Raw genomic sequence first — 16,043 nt, 5'->3', positions numbered from 1 at the left:
GTTTTACTGACCGCACTTGTTATCAGTTAGCGTCAGCATGTGATTGCAACGTATCCCGCATGTAGCCAATAGGCAGGGATGAGGTAGGGCTAGCAACCCTTTAAGGCATAAGTAGCTTCAAGACACGATGTTTTACAAATGGCTTTCGAACGAGAGCCATTAATAAAGCAACAATAATCACCACTTGGGCAGTCAGTGCTAGTGACTTTGCGATGCCGTCGAGCATTGCCAGGCTTCGGCCATTTAACAGCAGTGCCCAAAGTGGTGACCCTATTCCTACGCCTATCTAGGCAAGCGTTGGTTTCTCGCTGTTTCTCTATGTTAGCTATAACCATGAAGTAACCTGACCCGTTGCTTACTCCTTACATGTGAGCGCACAGAAAAAGTCAAAAAGAAACAAGCCAAGGGCGAAATCCCCTCATTACGGCTAACGTCAAGCTCAGGCGAAAAAGGCGTGACACTCGGAGAGACGAGACAACCAAATTTAACCAGTTCAGGGGTCATTATGAATAATGAAAAGCGCCTCTGGAATCTGACTGAGCTAGAGGTATTTGGCTATCATCGTTCTACCATTCGCAAAAAGCTCAAAGCAGCAGGCATAGAGCCATTGGCCTACAAAGGTCAAACGCCACTTTATGATCTTGTTCAGGTGATGCCTTATTTAGTTCAAGCTCCACGCAAAGAGTCTGATGCACCAGATCTTATGGGTTTCAAAACCGCCGCTGAGTTTCGCGCTTATATCCAAGCGCAAGGCGAAAAGCTCAAGTTTATGAAAGACACTGAAGAAGTTGTTGATGTTACGGATTATGAGAGTGAGTTAGGTCGGTGCATAACGGCTATCAAAAGGTTTAAAACGACTGCAATTACAAGGGTAGAAACCGCTGTTTCCACGATAACGCCACAGCAACTTGAAGAACTAGAACGACTATTTAATTTTGATCTACAGGCGGTAACGGATGAGCTTGAACAAGTTTGATGATTGTTTAGGGGTAAAATTTGCTGATGCTGCAGTTATTCGCCGGAAATTGGCTTACTTGTGTAGGCCAGAAGACAAAACCCCAGTTGAAGCAGCAGACGAAGACTTGTGGATATCTAACGGTACAGATGTGACCAAGTTCCTGTCCAGCCAAGTTCCCTATATGTGCGAACCCATGAATAGCTTACCGCGTCGAATCTATGATGTTGTCGGTTTGATGGGACCTGCGCGGAGCGGAAAAACCAAAGCACTGGTAGAAGGTTGGATCAATTACGCACTTACCCAATCCCCTGGTGATATGCTGCTGATCTACTCCACCAAGAAGAAAGCAGAGAGCATGGCAAAGAAAGACCTTGCTCGTTGTTTTGCTGCTACTAAAGGGATTGCTCAGTTAAGAACGGGGCGAAAGTCAGACGATACGCTGACTTATAAGCACTTTCTTAATAGGATGAACCTTAACCTAGATTCAGCAACCGAAACCAGTTTATCAGCCGAAACCTATCGCTATGTTGCTTGCTCTGACTATGACCGTGATGATGACGGAATAGGGCAAGAGGGTGATAAATTCTCGCTGATGCGCAAGCGTGTTCAAAATGCTAAATCTTCTGGCATGACAATGGCAGAGAGTTCACCTGGACGATTAGTCAAATCCCCCATTCCTGATGAACAGTTGGGCGCACACCAGTCGCAACCATGCGGTGGTATTGCGGAGATCTATAATCAAGGCGATCGCCGCCGCTTTTATTGGTGGTGTGGTGATTGTGATCACTGGTTTATGCCTGTGTTTGAAACTCTGCACTGGGACGATTCACTAGAAAACGACATTGACATTTCAAAAACAGCGCATGTGAAATGCCCGCGGTGTATTCATGTTATCCGTGAAGAGCAGAAACAAGATAAAAATCTAGAAGGTCGATGGTTCCGAGAAGGCGCTATTGATCAATATGGCAAAGAAGTGACTGATGAGAGCCAGATAAGGAAGTCCAAATGGGCGACATTCTGGTTTGAGGGTGTGGTAGCGACTTACCAAAGTTGGGACGAGCTTGTTCGTCTGTATCTCGCGGCACAAAGGCAGTTTGAAGAAACGGGGGATGAGAATAAGCTAATGTCCTTCTACAACGTTGACGTTGGTAGGCCTTACATTCTCCAAACCGAAAGCAATGATTTTGGTGCTCATGAGTTGATGGAAAAATCGGTGGATTACCCTCGCGCTGTTATTCCTAAAGATGGTCGATTCCTAATTATGAGTATTGACGTGCAAGGCGGTAAAAAGAATGCTCGTTTTGTGGTTCAAGCTCAAGTCTATGGTGAAGGTTTACAGCGTTGGGTCATTGATCGTTTTGAAATTCTAACCAACTCAAACCGCAACAATGAACGTTTGAACCCTGCAGTGTATGCAGAAGATTGGGAATTGCTCATTGAGCAAGTCATTAAAAAGACTTACCCACTAGGAGATGGCTCTGGCCGTGTCATGAAGCCAGTGCTTACCCTATGTGACTCAGGTGGTAGCGGTGATAAGAAAGACGGGAAGAAAACGTCAGTAACCGATCAGGCCTATCAGTTTTACAACAGCTTAAAGCCTAAGAGCTTGGCGCACCTGTTTCGCGTGGTTAAGGGAGCAAGTCGAGACATCGACAAGCTAGTAAAAGAAACCCGTCCAGATAAGCGCAGTAAGATCGCGCATGGTGAAGTACCTTTACTTCTGCTCCACACTAACCGATTAAAGAACCGCGTGGCTGCCAGCTACTCTCGTTTAGAGTTCGGCTCTCGTTACTTCCACTTACCCAAATGGGCAAGCCGCGAGTGGTACGAAGAACTCACTGCTGAGTTTATCAATGACAAAGGTGATTGGGAGTGTCTAGCGAACACGGCCAACGAAACCACAGACCTTTGCTCTTATGCAGAAGCAGGTATGCACTACTTAGGGGGTGATGATATCGACTGGTCAAAGCCACCTCATTGGGCTACCGAGTGGCAACTAAATAGTAATGTGGTAGACGCCGATGTTAAACCCGAATTCGAGCGCAAACCAAAGCGCCGATACAACCATTCAAGAGGCATTTACGGATGACACCAATAGTAACCAATCGGGAACGCCTTGCATGGTATTTAGCTGCTGAACAGAAAATCTTAATGCAACAGTCAGTCGAAACGGCAGAGGGAGAAAAGCTTACTCTTGCTAACCTCAGTACTGTTCGCGGTGAAATAGAGCGTTTGCAGCGATTGATTGTAAGTGAAAAACGCAGTGTGGTACGGAGGAACTACCTTGAATAGTCCATTAAATGTTGTTGACCGCATTGTTGCCGTATTTAGCCCAGAACAAGGCTTAAAGCGGTTGTATGACCGAAGTTTGCTAAACAAGTACAGAGCTTCACTGCCTACTGACCCTAAAACTAAACAAAAGCGAGGCTTTTCCAAAGAGACTCCGAATCAGCTAAATAAGGGAGCAAAAGCCATTGCGCAGCGAGCGCGAGACGGGGATGAAAACAACCCGTTTGTGACTGCGATTCTTGATGAGTTGTGCGCGAATGTAGTGGGGCCTAACGGGATCATGGTTGAGCCACAACCGCTTGATCTTGATGGCAACGTACATATCGAGTTTGCACAAGAAATTGCCCGTTGGCATGAGCAGCATTCTCTTAGTCAGAACATTGATGCAGAGACATCCCGAAGTGAAACAGAGCTACTGGCCTGTCGAACATGGTTACGAGATGGTGAAGTGTTTGGGCGAATGTATTTAGGAAAGCACCGTGATATTACTTATCCAGGTGAAACGCCTTTTGCTATTCAACCGTTCGAACCTGACTATATCCCTCGCCATATTACGGAAGAAGAAGGCGGGATCATCGAGGGCATTAAACGTAATGCGCTTGGTCAGGCGATAAGCTATTTAATCCAGCGTAACTCAAAGGGCTTTGAGTTTTCTGAGGTGGGTGCAGAGTATATGTGCCACCTCAAGTTTACTCGTCGATTGCACCAAAATCGCGGTATCTCTTTGCTCCACTCATCACTTGACCTGATTGGTCGCTTAGAAAGTTACGATCACTCTGAAATGGTCAGCGCAGAGATTGCTTCTCGTTTTGCTTATTTCATCAAACGAGACGTCAATACGCCAGATGGTGACGATTTTGATCGTGGTGGGGATATCTTCCTTGGAATGGGTAACTCGTTTGAGTTGAGCCGTGGTGAAGATGCAGGGATTGTCGAATCAAACCGTAAAGAGGCAATGAGTTCTCCGTTTCGAAGTAGTCAGCAACGTTTAGTGAGTGGCGCTGCAGGGGTGAATAACTCTTCAGTAACACGCGAATATGACGGTAACTACTCATCGCAACGACAAGAACTGGTTGATTCGTTTGGGCGCTATCGCGTATTGCAACGTAAGTTCGTACTGAATTGGACTCGTCCTCAGTATCGCCAAGGATTAACGATGGCGATATTTAATGGTGAACTGCGTATTCCTAACAGTGTTGACCCAGCGAGCGTGCTCAACGCTATCTATCAAGCGCCAGTTATGCCGTGGATAGATCCTGCGAAAGAGATGACGGGCATCGAGAAAGGCACTCGTTTAGGTCTGGTTTCACTCAGTCATTCTCAGCGTGAGCGCAACATCAATCCATTATCTACTCGCAAGGAAATTAAAGCAGAACGAGAGCAAATGAATAACGATGGCATCGTTAGCACCTCGGACCCTGCTCATAACCTTGCGGATAAAGTTCAAACCAACTCCAAAGGTGAGGGAACATTTAATGCCTAAACAAGTGCCAACGCCAACCAAGAGTTGGTATACGTTAAAGAATGAAGCTTCAGATAAAACCGCCCAGCTTTATATATACGGTGATATAGGTGGCTGGGACATCGAAGCGATTGATTTGGTGAAAGCACTTCAACAAATTGGCGACAAAGATTTGATGATGCGTGTTCAAAGCTACGGTGGCAGTGTCTATGAAGGCTTAGCGATGTTCAATGTCATCAAAGCTCACAAAGGCAAAACGATCGGTGTTGTTGATGGCCTAGCTGCGTCAATCGCCACTTACATGTTGATGGCTTGTGATGAAATTCATATGCCAGAAAACTCAACGTTTATGATTCATAACCCAAGTATTGGTGCATGGGGAGAAGAGGACGAGATTGAGAGCGCATTAACTCAAGTCAAAAATGCGAAAACGACGGTCTCTAGTGCCTACGTGGAACGAAGCGGGAGGCATCTAGAAGATGTTCTCGCAGCAATGGCTCAAGAAACATGGTTCACCGCGCAACAGGCTTTGGAGTGGGGGCTGATTGATAAGGTCATTGACTCTGTCGATCTGACCAACTGCTTTAAAGAATCAGACGCCAGTGAAATCGCCAAGTTCAAAAACGCGCCAGAATCCCTATTGAATTGCATCACGTTTGGTAAGCCAGAATTGCCATCCAACAAAACGGCACCTGCCGAACACTTTCAACCAGAATCAACCCAATCTGAACAGGTAAGCGACATGCCGAAACCAAATGAACTAATCAATGCTGTAAAGGCAGAGAACCAACGTCAACAAGCGATTCGCACATTGTGTAACAAGCATGGTGTTAAAAGCGAACTGATGAACACCATGCTTGAAGACATGGACTGCACTGTTGAAATGGCCTCCGCTCGTATTCTCAGTAATATGAACAACGACCGTGAGAATCTGCAGAATCTCTGCAATACGCTCAACTTAAGTGAAGAGCAAACCACTAAGGTTCTAAACGATCCTAATTTTACGATGGAAAATGCGTCGCAAAGTCTCATGAATATCATCGGCCAACAAAGCGCTGATGGTGGAGCGAACGGCATTACACCAACGCAAATCCATACAGGCAACGGCAACCACGTAAAAGATGAACTGCAAAATGCACTCAATGCACGTTGTGGAGTGGGTAAACTAGAAAAAGACAACAGCTTTGGGCATGAATCTTTGCTTAACATGGCGCGTGCATCCCTTGGTGTAAATGCTCGTAGTGCCATGACCAAAAACGAATTGGTCAACCGAGCGATGAACACTCAAGACTTTAGTGAAATCGTCACTGAGTCTGTTCGGACTGTTATGCGTGATGAGCGTGAAGCCAGCTCACCTCTATGGCGTGAATTAGCGAACGTTGAAGACTTGCCAGACTTCCGTGAAACCGAACTGACCATGGTGAACGATGCGCCAGACCTGATGAACGTTGGTGAAGACGGTGAATACAAAGAAGCGATTTTAAAAGGTAGCGGTGAGCGTATTCAGCTTGCGACGTTTGGACGTGAAATTAAGTTTACTCGTCAGTTCATCATTAATGATGAGATTGGCCTTATCTCGAAAGTACCACGTAAGTTTATGCAAGCGGGATATCGTCTAGCAGATAAGCTGATGTTTAACGCCATTCTCAGTGGTCAGATGGGTGATAGTAAATCAGTTTTTGCGAAGAAGGTACTAGGTGAATGGGGTAACTTAGTCGAAGGTGTTACAGCAGGTAAATACGAAGAATTAATTATGGAGTTACATAAGGTCTTTGCAACTGCGACTACTACCCCACTTGAAGGCAAAAAAGAGGGCGACCCTCTCGACCTTCGCGGGCAAATTCTTGTTGCGAGTCCAGACCATGCATCCATACTTGAAGCTGTGTTGAATACCGCAAGCAAGCCGGATACATTCAATGCAGCCTACAAGAAGTTTGGTAAGGTCATTGAAACGGCCCGTGTTAACTCAATCAATGGTGCGATTGGTCTGACAGGTAAAGATTTTGACACCGTGTTAATGGGCTTTTTAGACGGTCAGCAAGACCCTTGGCTTGAAACGGGCGATGGTTGGAGTAGTGACGGTGCCAAGTTCCGTATTACTTACGACATCACCTCTAAGGTGTTGGACCGTCGTGGTATTGCGAAAGCGACTTTCGCTGCTGCTAGATAGTTGCTGGAAGTTCTAATCGAAGAGAGTACTTAGGTGCTCTCTTTTTGTTTGTCATTACAAAATTCAGAGAGATTCCTATGCAGATTGCAGAAGGTAAAAAAATTGCTGTTGTGGCTCCGGCAGGTGGTTTTGTGAAAGATGTGCCTGTACTCGTTGGGGCACTGGTTGTTGTACCAAGCTTTAAAGCTGAAGTTGGTGAAGTGGTCACTTGTACTTATAAAGGCTTTTACGATGGGCCAATCAAAGAAGGTGACTCGCCATCGTTTGGTTGTGAACCTGCATATCTTGAAGCTGGATCATTCACCAAAACGAAGCCAGCCATAGAAGGGGAAGTAGAACAACCCATTGGTGTGTTCATTGATGGCGGTGTATTGCTTACAGGTGAGGTAATCACCCAACTGGTTGCTTAAAATGAGTAGCTTTTTTGATAATGCTCGGACACTTGTTCGGGCATCCATTGCTGATTGCTTTAGCTCGCCTCAACAGGTGTTTGTGAGTGATGGTTCACCAATAAAGGTGACGGGATACGTGAAAAAGCAGCAAAAAGGCGATCATATTGTTAGGTGCCTGCTTACTCACCAGACCTTGCCTGAGAACTGCTCGATGCAATACGAAGGTAAAACTTATTCTCTGGTGTATGAAGCGCCTCTAGAGAAGCATTCTAAATCTAGCCAAATCACCAATGAATATACCTTAGTGATCAGTGTGAAAGGATCATCTAATGGTTACTCAGAGTTTGACTAATACTAACCGCGCACTGCTCGATACCGATTTTATTCAGCAATACGCTGCATTCGAAAAAGAGCTACCGCAAGTTGTTCAGCGAGCGGCTAGAGCGACAAATATGTGGCTGAGAACGGTGGTTAAAGCAGAGCTGGGTTATGAGTTAAAGGTAAGCAACAAGGCGTTGCAATCTCGCTTTCGTATGTACAAGAACGGTCGAGTATCCAAATTGTGGATCGGCATGGATGACATCGCTGTTCACCGGATCGGAATGCCTATGCAAAATAGAAAGGGTGTTCGAGTTGGTAGCCATTTTTACGAAGGTGCATTTATCTCACCAATGGACAGCGGAGAGCTATTAGTGTGGCGTCGTAAAAGTAGTGCTCGGTCTGACATTGAATTAGTGAAAGAGGATATCTCGCAAGACGTTGAGCACACCTTAGGTTTCTATATACCAGAGATAAACCGCAAGTTTCAGGAGTTTTTCAGTCGTGAGTTCAGAACCGTATTATCGAAAGCCGCGTGAGTGGGTGAAAATTGTCATCAAGCACCTTGAACATAAGATGGGTATTAAGATTGAATCTATCTACAAGCGTGTAGCGAATGAGCTAACCGATGTCACTTTCACTTACCAGGTGGGAGAAAGCGATCCCTTTAACCATTTGAGCAATGAAGAGCGATCTCAACATCGAATTGAGCTACGCATTATGATTGAAGTGCCTACCTCAGTTGATGAGTTTGATCTAGAAGCGTTGGATGCTTCTTGCCGTATTGAGCGAGAAATTTGCAATCAGTTCTTTAGTGATGACTTTAATCATGAAGATGCAGAATTGGTGTCTAATCTGCCAAGTAAATTTGCCCCAGAGTTGGGGGTATTTGCTCGCACAATAACAATGCGCCAGCAAATCTACGTAGGCCCGCTAGAAGATTAAGTAGAACTGGAAGAGGAAAGCTATGAATTTAGTCCAGAGACTGTTAAGCCTTGAGAAGAAGTTCAAGCAATTCGTTGAGCAGCTTCAGGACATCGAGCGGCGATTAGCTAACATCATCCGTATTGGGACAGTTCATGCGGCTTATGAAAATACCGTCGATGTTAAAAGCAGTTCGAATGATGCTAAGAGCATCCCATTTTTTGTTCCTGCGATGGGCCGAGTGCGTGACTATCGAAGGCCGACTGTTGGTGAGCAGTGCATTCTTATTAATCTTGGTGATGGGGATAACCTCAACAATGCGGTTGTGTTAATGGGACTTCGTTCCACACAGTTTCCTTTTCCTTCTTTCAATGAGAACGAGGTCGTTAGAGACTACGGCGGGGGGATGAAGGAAGTGTACAACCTTGATTCGGGATCACTGACTTGTATCTACCCAGGCGGTAAAACTCTGCGAGCTGATTTAACGCACGAAGGTAACCAAGAACACACTGGCAACACCAACCGAACTGGAGACACGATCTCTACAGGTAATATTGTGAGTACGGGGGCGTTTAACCATCAAGGTGCGTTTGCTATTTCTGGCGGATCAGGCGGTGGCGTTGCGACCTTTGCAGGTGGTATGGATGTGACCAACGGTGATGTGGTTGTTGATGGTTATAGCGTCAAGTTGCACCACCATATTGACGACGAAGGCCGACCAACAAGCGAGGCGAAACCATGATCGGCATCGACCAAGAAACGGGCAAGACGGTTTATAACCTTGGTGCCTTGAAGTGCCGAATTAATCGTGTGTTGACCACTCAATTAACAGAGCGGGTTAAGCGGCGAAAAATTGGCAACCGAGCACTTAGCCGGCTAGGTAAAAACCAAACGCCTTACGAAGCTTTAATTGTTCAAAACCTTTCTATAGAAGCGCTCACCAATCCACATAGCCATATTAAAGATGTAGTGATAGTCCGTTGCAAAGCGACCCCAAACAGCAACGGCTTTCGCGTGCAGGTATGGGGCAGTTGGAATGGAGAGCCTTTTGACGTGAGTACGAGTGTATGAGCACATCAACCCCACAAGCTTTTCAAGTGCCAGATTTTGAGGAAACACTGGCAAGTTATATCAACTTCGCTGTGGAGCATTGCGCAGGTCAAGATAAAGAAAAGTCAGCCTTGTTACGCGAAAGTTTAGAAAATGATGGTGAGCTACTTGCTCAAGTGACTCAGGCCTTAACGCTTAAATACATCTCTGATGTCCGAGAGAAAAACTATTGGGCGTTGCAGATGTTCCGAAAGTTTGTGACTGAATCGGACATGGTTGATTTACTTGCGCTGCAATACGGCTTGAAGCGCCAAACACTGGTGAAAGAAGATACCAGTGTACATCCTCCTAAGCCTGCGGTGATGGAGTCAAATGAAGATTTGCTAACGCGCTTTGACATGGCGCCGTTTCAGTTTCATACCACAGGAACACGCATGGGGTATCGTTTTCATGCGTTAACGTTAGATGAACGCCCGAAGATCACGATGGAATCTGAAGAGAATGTAGTAACGGTTCGTTATGAGTTCCCAACTGAGGTGGTGAGTAACCCGGTTAAAGATGCACAGCCGAGAATGGTTGAGCCAAATTCAGGCAAAGTATCGAATGCTATTTTAAGCCGAGAAACACCAACGGGTGAGCCTTCTCAAGAATTGCTCAATAGGGTAAAAGCCTACCTAAACCGTGATGACATTGCGCAAGAGTCAGATGAGATTTCGGTTAAAGCACCAAAGTTCAAAGATTACACCATTTGTGTAATAGCAAGAACGGGAGCCGATCCTAACAATGACTTCACCAAAGAGCAGGGTATTGCCATTGCCAATGCATTTGCAGAGAGCAAGTTCAAATTGGATACGGATGTAGAAACGGATGAGCTTGCTCACAAGTTTTACGAACAAGGTGTGCGCCCCATCATAAAGGAACCTTCGCAGAATATTGTGTGTGAATGGGATGAAGTACCACGGTGTATAGGAGTGGTGATTGATGTCAGAGCAGAATGAACCATTCAACAGCATTCAACCTTCTAACCGGACCATTATTGAAGAGTCTTTAGAATACGCCTGGGTACTGGTGCTTGAAAAGCTTGAGTCTCCTTACCCAAATCTTAAGAACCCGTTACTTTGCCCAGACGAGTTTGTTGCTGTGCTTGCTGGTGAGCGAGGTGTTCAAGATTGGCAACCTGGTGACACTTTAGAGCAGCAACGCTCAACAACAGACAAAGCCTTTGAGATCCACAGCAAAGCAGGAACTCGCTATGGACTTCGAACGTCGCTGAATGCACTGGGTTTTGATTCCACGATCAGTAAAGGAATAAAACCTTATTCCTTAGAAGTTGAGGCTTACCTTCAGGACAAGCCGTTAACCGAGGAATCCAGCCAACGAGTGGATACCCGAGTTGGAACGTACAAGTCAGAACGTGATGATGTGAGCATCAACATTTCTCGCCAGTCATCTGGTGAAGTTTATGTTGGAGTTACAACTGAAATAGGCGTAACAATGACTTCAAAGCCGTATGTTCCCGATGGGTTTACCAGCGAAGCAGTACCTAGCATTGGTGTTTATAACCACATTAGAGTAATAGCCACATCGGAGCCAGCCAGTCAATGACAGTAAATACTGATCGATACCGCACCTATGTAACGCAGACGGGTTTTGGCCTTGAAGCATTGGCTAAACAGCAAAGTAAACATGTAGATTTTGCTGTATTGGTCGTAGGTGACGGGGAATTGCCGGATTCTGAGAATCCAGCTAATCAAACAGACCTTATCAATCAAGTTCACCACTATCCAATCACGATTGAAAAAGACTCAACAAACTCAGGAATCTGGATTGCTCGTGCAGAGATTCCTGCAGAGGATGGAGATTTTTACATTCGAGAGGCAGGAGTTAAAGTTGTTAATGAAAATGGGGATTTATACAGCTACGCTCGTCAGCCTGGTGATTATAAGCCAGTTCTTGAAGAGGGTTCTGCGAAAAGTTATACAATTCGTTTGAAGTTTATCCCAGGCAACACTTCGGTGATTGAAGCAAAGATTGATCCATCAGTTCAGTTTGTTACCCCGATTGATTTATCCAACGCGATAAAAGAGCAGGATGAACAAAACAAGCAAGATTACGAGCGAAAAGATAATGCAGCAATAGATGATGATATTGACGATGAATCAGTAGAGCTAAAACATCTAAAACTGCCGCAACTGTGGCGTGCAATTGCGACTCAACGATTGGTTGATAAATTGTGGCTTGGCTTAGCAGCTAAGATATTCCCTGTTGGTGCTGCTATCCCTTGGTTTACTGATGTAGCTCCTGAAGGGTTTGCGATCATGAAAAGTCAAGCATTTGATACTGCTGTCTATCCAGAGCTTGCGAAGGTGTTCACCGATGGCATTATTCCTGATATGAGAGGTTGCGGTGTTATAGGGAAAGAAAATAACGAGGTAATTGGTGTTTTTGAGGAAGGTCAGGTTAAAGAGCATGGGCATCCCAATTCAACGGTAAGCTCGACAGACCTCGGATCAAAAAATACGAATGTAGCTGGTAACCACCGTCATTCATATGGAATAAATGCAAATCACTTTAACCCCAGCACTCAAAGACCAGTAACTGGCAACCATGGGCCCCAAACAGGACATACAGACTATGCAGGTGCTCATGCTCACTCTGTATTTATAGGTTCCCACGCTCACTCTGTCATGATTGCAATGTTTGGGGCATTAAAAAACACCATAAACCACCGTAAAGTTAACTGGATTGTGAGGATGGCGTAATGAAACATTTTTTCTCTGAGTCTAAACTCGTCAATGTTTCCCAAATAAGCATAGACGGATGGTGGTTGAAAAACACTCAAGAGTATGTGTCCAAAGGTACAGCTCTAGGTGATGAGTTTACGCAAAATATCTACACCCCATCCCTAAGCGGCATGATTGCACGATATGATCGTGATACCGATACTTGGTCTGACGAAATTCAAGACATGACTCTCAAGCCTTATTGGAACGATAAGGGTGTTAAATATGCTATTGGTAACCCTGATGATAATTACCCAGAGTGGGCGATTACTCAAAACCCACCAAAGTATGATGTCGAAACTCAAACAGTTCTTCACACAAAGGATAGTGGTTGGAAAGTCTATGATGATCTTATTGGTAAAGCTTATTTTGATAAGTTGGGAAATGAGTTTCTAGTTGCTGATTATAACTTTGAACTTCCATTAGATCATACTTTTGAGGAACCACCTAAACCGACAGACAGTTATGGTATTAAATTGGTCGATAGTAAGTGGTTAGTATTAGTCGATTTCCGTGGAGAAATGGCTTATGCAAAAGACCGAGATAATGAAGATATTAACGATTATCAGATTGAGGAATTGGGCGATATCCCAGATGCTCATACTCTTGATAAATATGGTCCTTACGATTCATGGTCACATATCAATCAATGCTGGGAATATGACATTGATCGGCACCTTCCTTTTAAGATTTTAGAAGAAAAAGCATGGCGAGATAGTGAGCTAACCAAAGTTTTAAATAGAATCGATCAATATGAAAAAGATCAAGGTTATCCAGAAGAACTTAGAACATCGCCCATAAAATCACACGATAATTTTCTACGTCTTTTAAATGACAGAAAAGTTCTAAGTGATTACCCTGAATTGGAAACATTTCCCTATGGGGAGCGTCCAGTCCTATCTAATATAGCTAACTAAAGCCTGCTCATTCAGCAGGCTTTTTTGTACCTATTCAAACCTCAGACCCAGCCTTTTATGCTGGGTTTTCTTTTATCCAAAGACTTTGACCGAAAGAAAAACCGGAGCTTATCTATGGCGACAACCGCTAAAACGAAAAGCAAGATGCAGGATTACCCAATCCTCAAGCCATTGCGCCTGAATGGCCGTTGGTATCAGCTGGAAGAGAAAACCATCTCTCTTTCAGCAGCACAGGCCCAATTTCTGCTGTTAAGTGGAAAAGTGGGTAAGCCAGGTACTAAGCCGGCTATTGAAACCCAAACACAAAAGGAGGCTAAATAATGGCTGAATCAGCATTAGCTCCGATTCAAGACTTTGAAATGAATGGTGCAGAGGTCAATACCATTGAACCTCTTGTCAGTATGGGGCCGCTTGCTCAGCAGGTGGTCCACTTAACCGGTACTGCGACAAACAAAAATGTAGGTCTGCCTCTTAACGAATCAACACGGCTATGGGATTACGCTCATGCAATGTTGATGCTTGATAGTACTGGTGAACGCTCAGGTTCTTTACCACTTGTGGTTGAATACTTGCTCAAATATTGTCAATGTATTTTGTACGTTACGGTCGTGGCCGAAGGTGCGAACAATGCAGCAACTGAAGTCAATATTATTGGTGGTACAGATACCGATACAGGCGCTGTCACAGGTATTCGAACAGCAACATCTTGTGCGGAGACACCAACCATTATTGCGGCTCCTGGTTTTAGCTCGATTACCTTAGGGCAGGAGCTTTCGCTGATCGGTCGTGATGTACGTTGTCGTCCAGTGATAGATGGGCCAAACACTAACGATATGGCAGCGGCGGAATTTGCGGCCAATTTTGGTGCAGAAGGTACAGGCCAAGACAAGCTGGCGATCATCGATCCTTGGTTTGTTACCAAAAGTAACGGTCAAGAGGTGACGCTACCAGCTTCTATCGCCTTGGTGGCTGCAATGGCCTCTATCGAGGGGCATCAATCACCACAAAACAGAGGGGTGAACTGCGAGTACACTTCACGGCATATTTCTTATGTGATCAATAACAAAACGACACAAGCTAACTTCCTGAATAAGCATGGTGTGGTGACGATCTGTCGTACCCGAATGGGAGGTTATTCAATCATCGGTAACCGTTGTAATACAGGTCGCTTTATTGCTCACGTTGGCTTAGAAGATTTAATGGCGCGTAAGGTTGAAGAAACCTCGCAGCCGTTAATGGGAGAACTGCTAACTGCTGACTTCATGAAGCAGGTGATTGATCGCTTAACCAACTGGGGCCAAGGGCTGGTTGCAGAAGAAGTCATCCCTAAGTTTAAAGCTTATATTCATCCAAGCAAAAATACCGTAGAAAACTATACCTCAGGCCGTTGGTTTATTTGTTTGGACTACGGGCGCTATTCTCCGAACGAGCACATGGTTTACGAGATGTCAGTAGATAATGGGCTAATCGCACAATTCCTTGAAGAGGTGACACAGTAATGGCAGCAGATCGCATTGCAAGACGAATAACGGCACTGCTTGAGGGTGTGCCGTGGATGAATGAGATTGTTGAGATCTCTATGCCAGAAATCACTTTTAAAGAGCAATCGACAGACGGTTCTTTTCTAGAAATGGATGACATGGTTCGCCTTAACAAACTCACCTGGTCGGTGAAAGTTCGTGGGGATCGCAAAGCGATTTCCCGAGCACTTCGTAAGTTTATGATGAAGCCCGGGCAGTTTAACGTGACAGAGAAAGGGATCACCCGAACAGGTGAGCGGTATGAAGAGCTGCACTCTCTATACACCACTGTAAAAAGCGTTAAGCCAAATCCTAAAAAGATGGGTGAAAAACCAGAAATGACCATCGAAGGCACCTGCGAGGCTTATAAGCTGATTGATACGGGTGAGTTGATCCATGACATTAATGGTCAAACCGGACAGATGATTGTGTTCGGTGAAGACCTAATGGCTGAAGCGGGGATTTAAGATAAACAGCCAAACCGATTCATTCAACAATAATGAAATATATCTACACACCAAACCCTCGCATTTGCGGGGGCTTTTTTTATGGAGCAAATTCAATGCTTAACAACACCAGTACCCTTAAATTTTTCAGTCGTGACCATGATCAGAGCAAAAAGTTGGAAGCGCAACTTGCTGAGCTAAAGGCCAAATTAAAATCGGTAACCGAAGAAACCCCAGAGCAAGAGCTAGAAAGCCTGCAAATCCAGATTGATAAAGTTCAAGCAGAAGCGAAAGCACTACGAATTGTGCAGTTAAAGACTCTGCCAATCGCCGAGTTCAAACGCTTACCTCATATAAAGCTGGATGAAAAGAAAATGACTCACCTGCAAATCTTTGAGCAGCGTAAAGCAACGATTCTTAAGTGCAGCAAACTGACAGAAAAACAGTTTGCGGTTATCAAAGCACCAGATTTTCACAAGCTCTATGCGGATATTTGTGAGTTTGTTTTAACTCCTGCTGATTTAGCACAAGGTAATGCTCTAGACATAAATAAGTTTGAGTTTGATTTGCTTCATCCATTCTCAAATGAGGTAGAAGAACAAATTAAACACATTCGTTTTAATGTGCCGCTTACCTCGCATTCAGAAGCGTTGGCAGAATTGGTTGATGACGAAGATCGTGAAGACTTTATGTTTCGCGTTGTAACTGGCCTTGAAAAGTCAGACTTTGAATTCCTTTCTACTAACGATTACCTAGCGCTAAAACCGCAGGTGGGCGCTTTTTTTTAACGATTGGCGGCATTCTCGCGGCTGAG

19 protein-coding genes are annotated in these 16,043 nt (G+C 44.8%); all 19 read left to right on the top strand.

Annotated features, from left to right (window positions below; translation table 11 throughout):
- Nucleotides 1-505 precede the first annotated feature (505 nt).
- On the top strand, nt 506-976 hold the full coding sequence (locus KO511_RS13460) for a DUF1441 family protein (RefSeq protein WP_215987929.1): 471 nt from the start codon (nt 506-508) through the stop codon (nt 974-976).
- Entirely contained in the window at nt 957-3,047 is a 2,091-nt protein-coding gene (locus KO511_RS13455; RefSeq protein WP_215987928.1) for a terminase gpA endonuclease subunit, read from the top strand. The genes KO511_RS13460 and KO511_RS13455 overlap by 20 nt, the downstream gene beginning before the upstream one ends.
- Complete coding sequence (locus KO511_RS13450) at nt 3,044-3,250, top strand: hypothetical protein (protein WP_215987927.1); 207 nt, start codon at nt 3,044-3,046, stop codon at nt 3,248-3,250. Before KO511_RS13455 ends, KO511_RS13450 begins: the two co-directional genes overlap by 4 nt.
- Complete coding sequence (locus KO511_RS13445) at nt 3,243-4,730, top strand: phage portal protein (RefSeq protein WP_215987926.1); 1,488 nt, start codon at nt 3,243-3,245, stop codon at nt 4,728-4,730. Before KO511_RS13450 ends, KO511_RS13445 begins: the two co-directional genes overlap by 8 nt.
- Complete coding sequence (locus tag KO511_RS13440; RefSeq protein WP_252724369.1) at nt 4,723-6,879, top strand: head maturation protease, ClpP-related; 2,157 nt, start codon at nt 4,723-4,725, stop codon at nt 6,877-6,879. The genes KO511_RS13445 and KO511_RS13440 overlap by 8 nt, the downstream gene beginning before the upstream one ends.
- Nucleotides 6,880-6,956: 77 nt before the next feature.
- Complete coding sequence (locus KO511_RS13435) at nt 6,957-7,289, top strand: hypothetical protein (protein WP_215987925.1); 333 nt, start codon at nt 6,957-6,959, stop codon at nt 7,287-7,289.
- A 1-nt stretch (nt 7,290) separates the two neighbouring features.
- Complete coding sequence (locus tag KO511_RS13430; protein ID WP_215987924.1) at nt 7,291-7,623, top strand: hypothetical protein; 333 nt, start codon at nt 7,291-7,293, stop codon at nt 7,621-7,623.
- Nucleotides 7,601-8,128, top strand: a complete 528-nt coding sequence (locus KO511_RS13425; RefSeq protein ID WP_215987923.1) for a phage tail protein — start codon at nt 7,601-7,603, stop codon at nt 8,126-8,128. The genes KO511_RS13430 and KO511_RS13425 overlap by 23 nt, the downstream gene beginning before the upstream one ends.
- The gene (locus tag KO511_RS13420; RefSeq protein ID WP_215987922.1) at nt 8,094-8,534 is read left to right on the top strand and encodes a hypothetical protein; all 441 of its coding nucleotides are present in this window, start codon (nt 8,094-8,096) and stop codon (nt 8,532-8,534) included. The genes KO511_RS13425 and KO511_RS13420 overlap by 35 nt, the downstream gene beginning before the upstream one ends.
- Nucleotides 8,535-8,556: 22 nt before the next feature.
- Entirely contained in the window at nt 8,557-9,255 is a 699-nt protein-coding gene (locus KO511_RS13415) for a phage baseplate assembly protein V (protein ID WP_215987921.1), read from the top strand.
- Nucleotides 9,252-9,584, top strand: a complete 333-nt coding sequence (locus KO511_RS13410; protein WP_215987920.1) for a phage baseplate protein — start codon at nt 9,252-9,254, stop codon at nt 9,582-9,584. Before KO511_RS13415 ends, KO511_RS13410 begins: the two co-directional genes overlap by 4 nt.
- Nucleotides 9,581-10,561, top strand: coding sequence for a baseplate J/gp47 family protein (locus KO511_RS13405; RefSeq protein WP_215987919.1), 981 nt, complete (start codon nt 9,581-9,583; stop codon nt 10,559-10,561). The genes KO511_RS13410 and KO511_RS13405 overlap by 4 nt, the downstream gene beginning before the upstream one ends.
- The gene (locus tag KO511_RS13400; RefSeq protein WP_215987918.1) at nt 10,545-11,168 is read left to right on the top strand and encodes a phage tail protein I; all 624 of its coding nucleotides are present in this window, start codon (nt 10,545-10,547) and stop codon (nt 11,166-11,168) included. Before KO511_RS13405 ends, KO511_RS13400 begins: the two co-directional genes overlap by 17 nt.
- Nucleotides 11,165-12,325 (top strand): phage tail-collar fiber domain-containing protein, encoded by a 1,161-nt coding sequence (locus tag KO511_RS13395; protein WP_215987917.1) that lies wholly within the window; start codon nt 11,165-11,167, stop codon nt 12,323-12,325. Before KO511_RS13400 ends, KO511_RS13395 begins: the two co-directional genes overlap by 4 nt.
- Nucleotides 12,325-13,263, top strand: coding sequence for a hypothetical protein (locus KO511_RS13390; RefSeq protein WP_215987916.1), 939 nt, complete (start codon nt 12,325-12,327; stop codon nt 13,261-13,263). The genes KO511_RS13395 and KO511_RS13390 overlap by 1 nt, the downstream gene beginning before the upstream one ends.
- 114 nt (nt 13,264-13,377) lie before the next feature.
- Nucleotides 13,378-13,584: a hypothetical protein gene (locus KO511_RS13385; RefSeq protein WP_215987915.1), complete on the top strand. Its 207-nt coding sequence runs from the start codon at nt 13,378-13,380 to the stop codon at nt 13,582-13,584.
- Nucleotides 13,584-14,762: a phage tail protein gene (locus KO511_RS13380; RefSeq protein ID WP_215987914.1), complete on the top strand. Its 1,179-nt coding sequence runs from the start codon at nt 13,584-13,586 to the stop codon at nt 14,760-14,762. The genes KO511_RS13385 and KO511_RS13380 overlap by 1 nt, the downstream gene beginning before the upstream one ends.
- The gene (locus KO511_RS13375; protein ID WP_215987913.1) at nt 14,762-15,250 is read left to right on the top strand and encodes a phage major tail tube protein; all 489 of its coding nucleotides are present in this window, start codon (nt 14,762-14,764) and stop codon (nt 15,248-15,250) included. The genes KO511_RS13380 and KO511_RS13375 overlap by 1 nt, the downstream gene beginning before the upstream one ends.
- A 95-nt stretch (nt 15,251-15,345) precedes the next feature.
- Nucleotides 15,346-16,017 carry a phage tail assembly protein gene (locus tag KO511_RS13370; RefSeq protein ID WP_252724368.1) on the top strand — a complete coding sequence of 224 codons (672 nt, stop codon included), beginning with the start codon at nt 15,346-15,348 and terminating at the stop codon, nt 16,015-16,017.
- Nucleotides 16,018-16,043: the final 26 nt, after the last annotated feature.

The organism is Vibrio hepatarius (genome assembly GCF_018860525.1).
GTDB lineage: Bacteria > Pseudomonadota > Gammaproteobacteria > Enterobacterales > Vibrionaceae > Vibrio > Vibrio hepatarius_B.
This window is presented reverse-complemented; position numbering and strand designations above follow the sequence as displayed.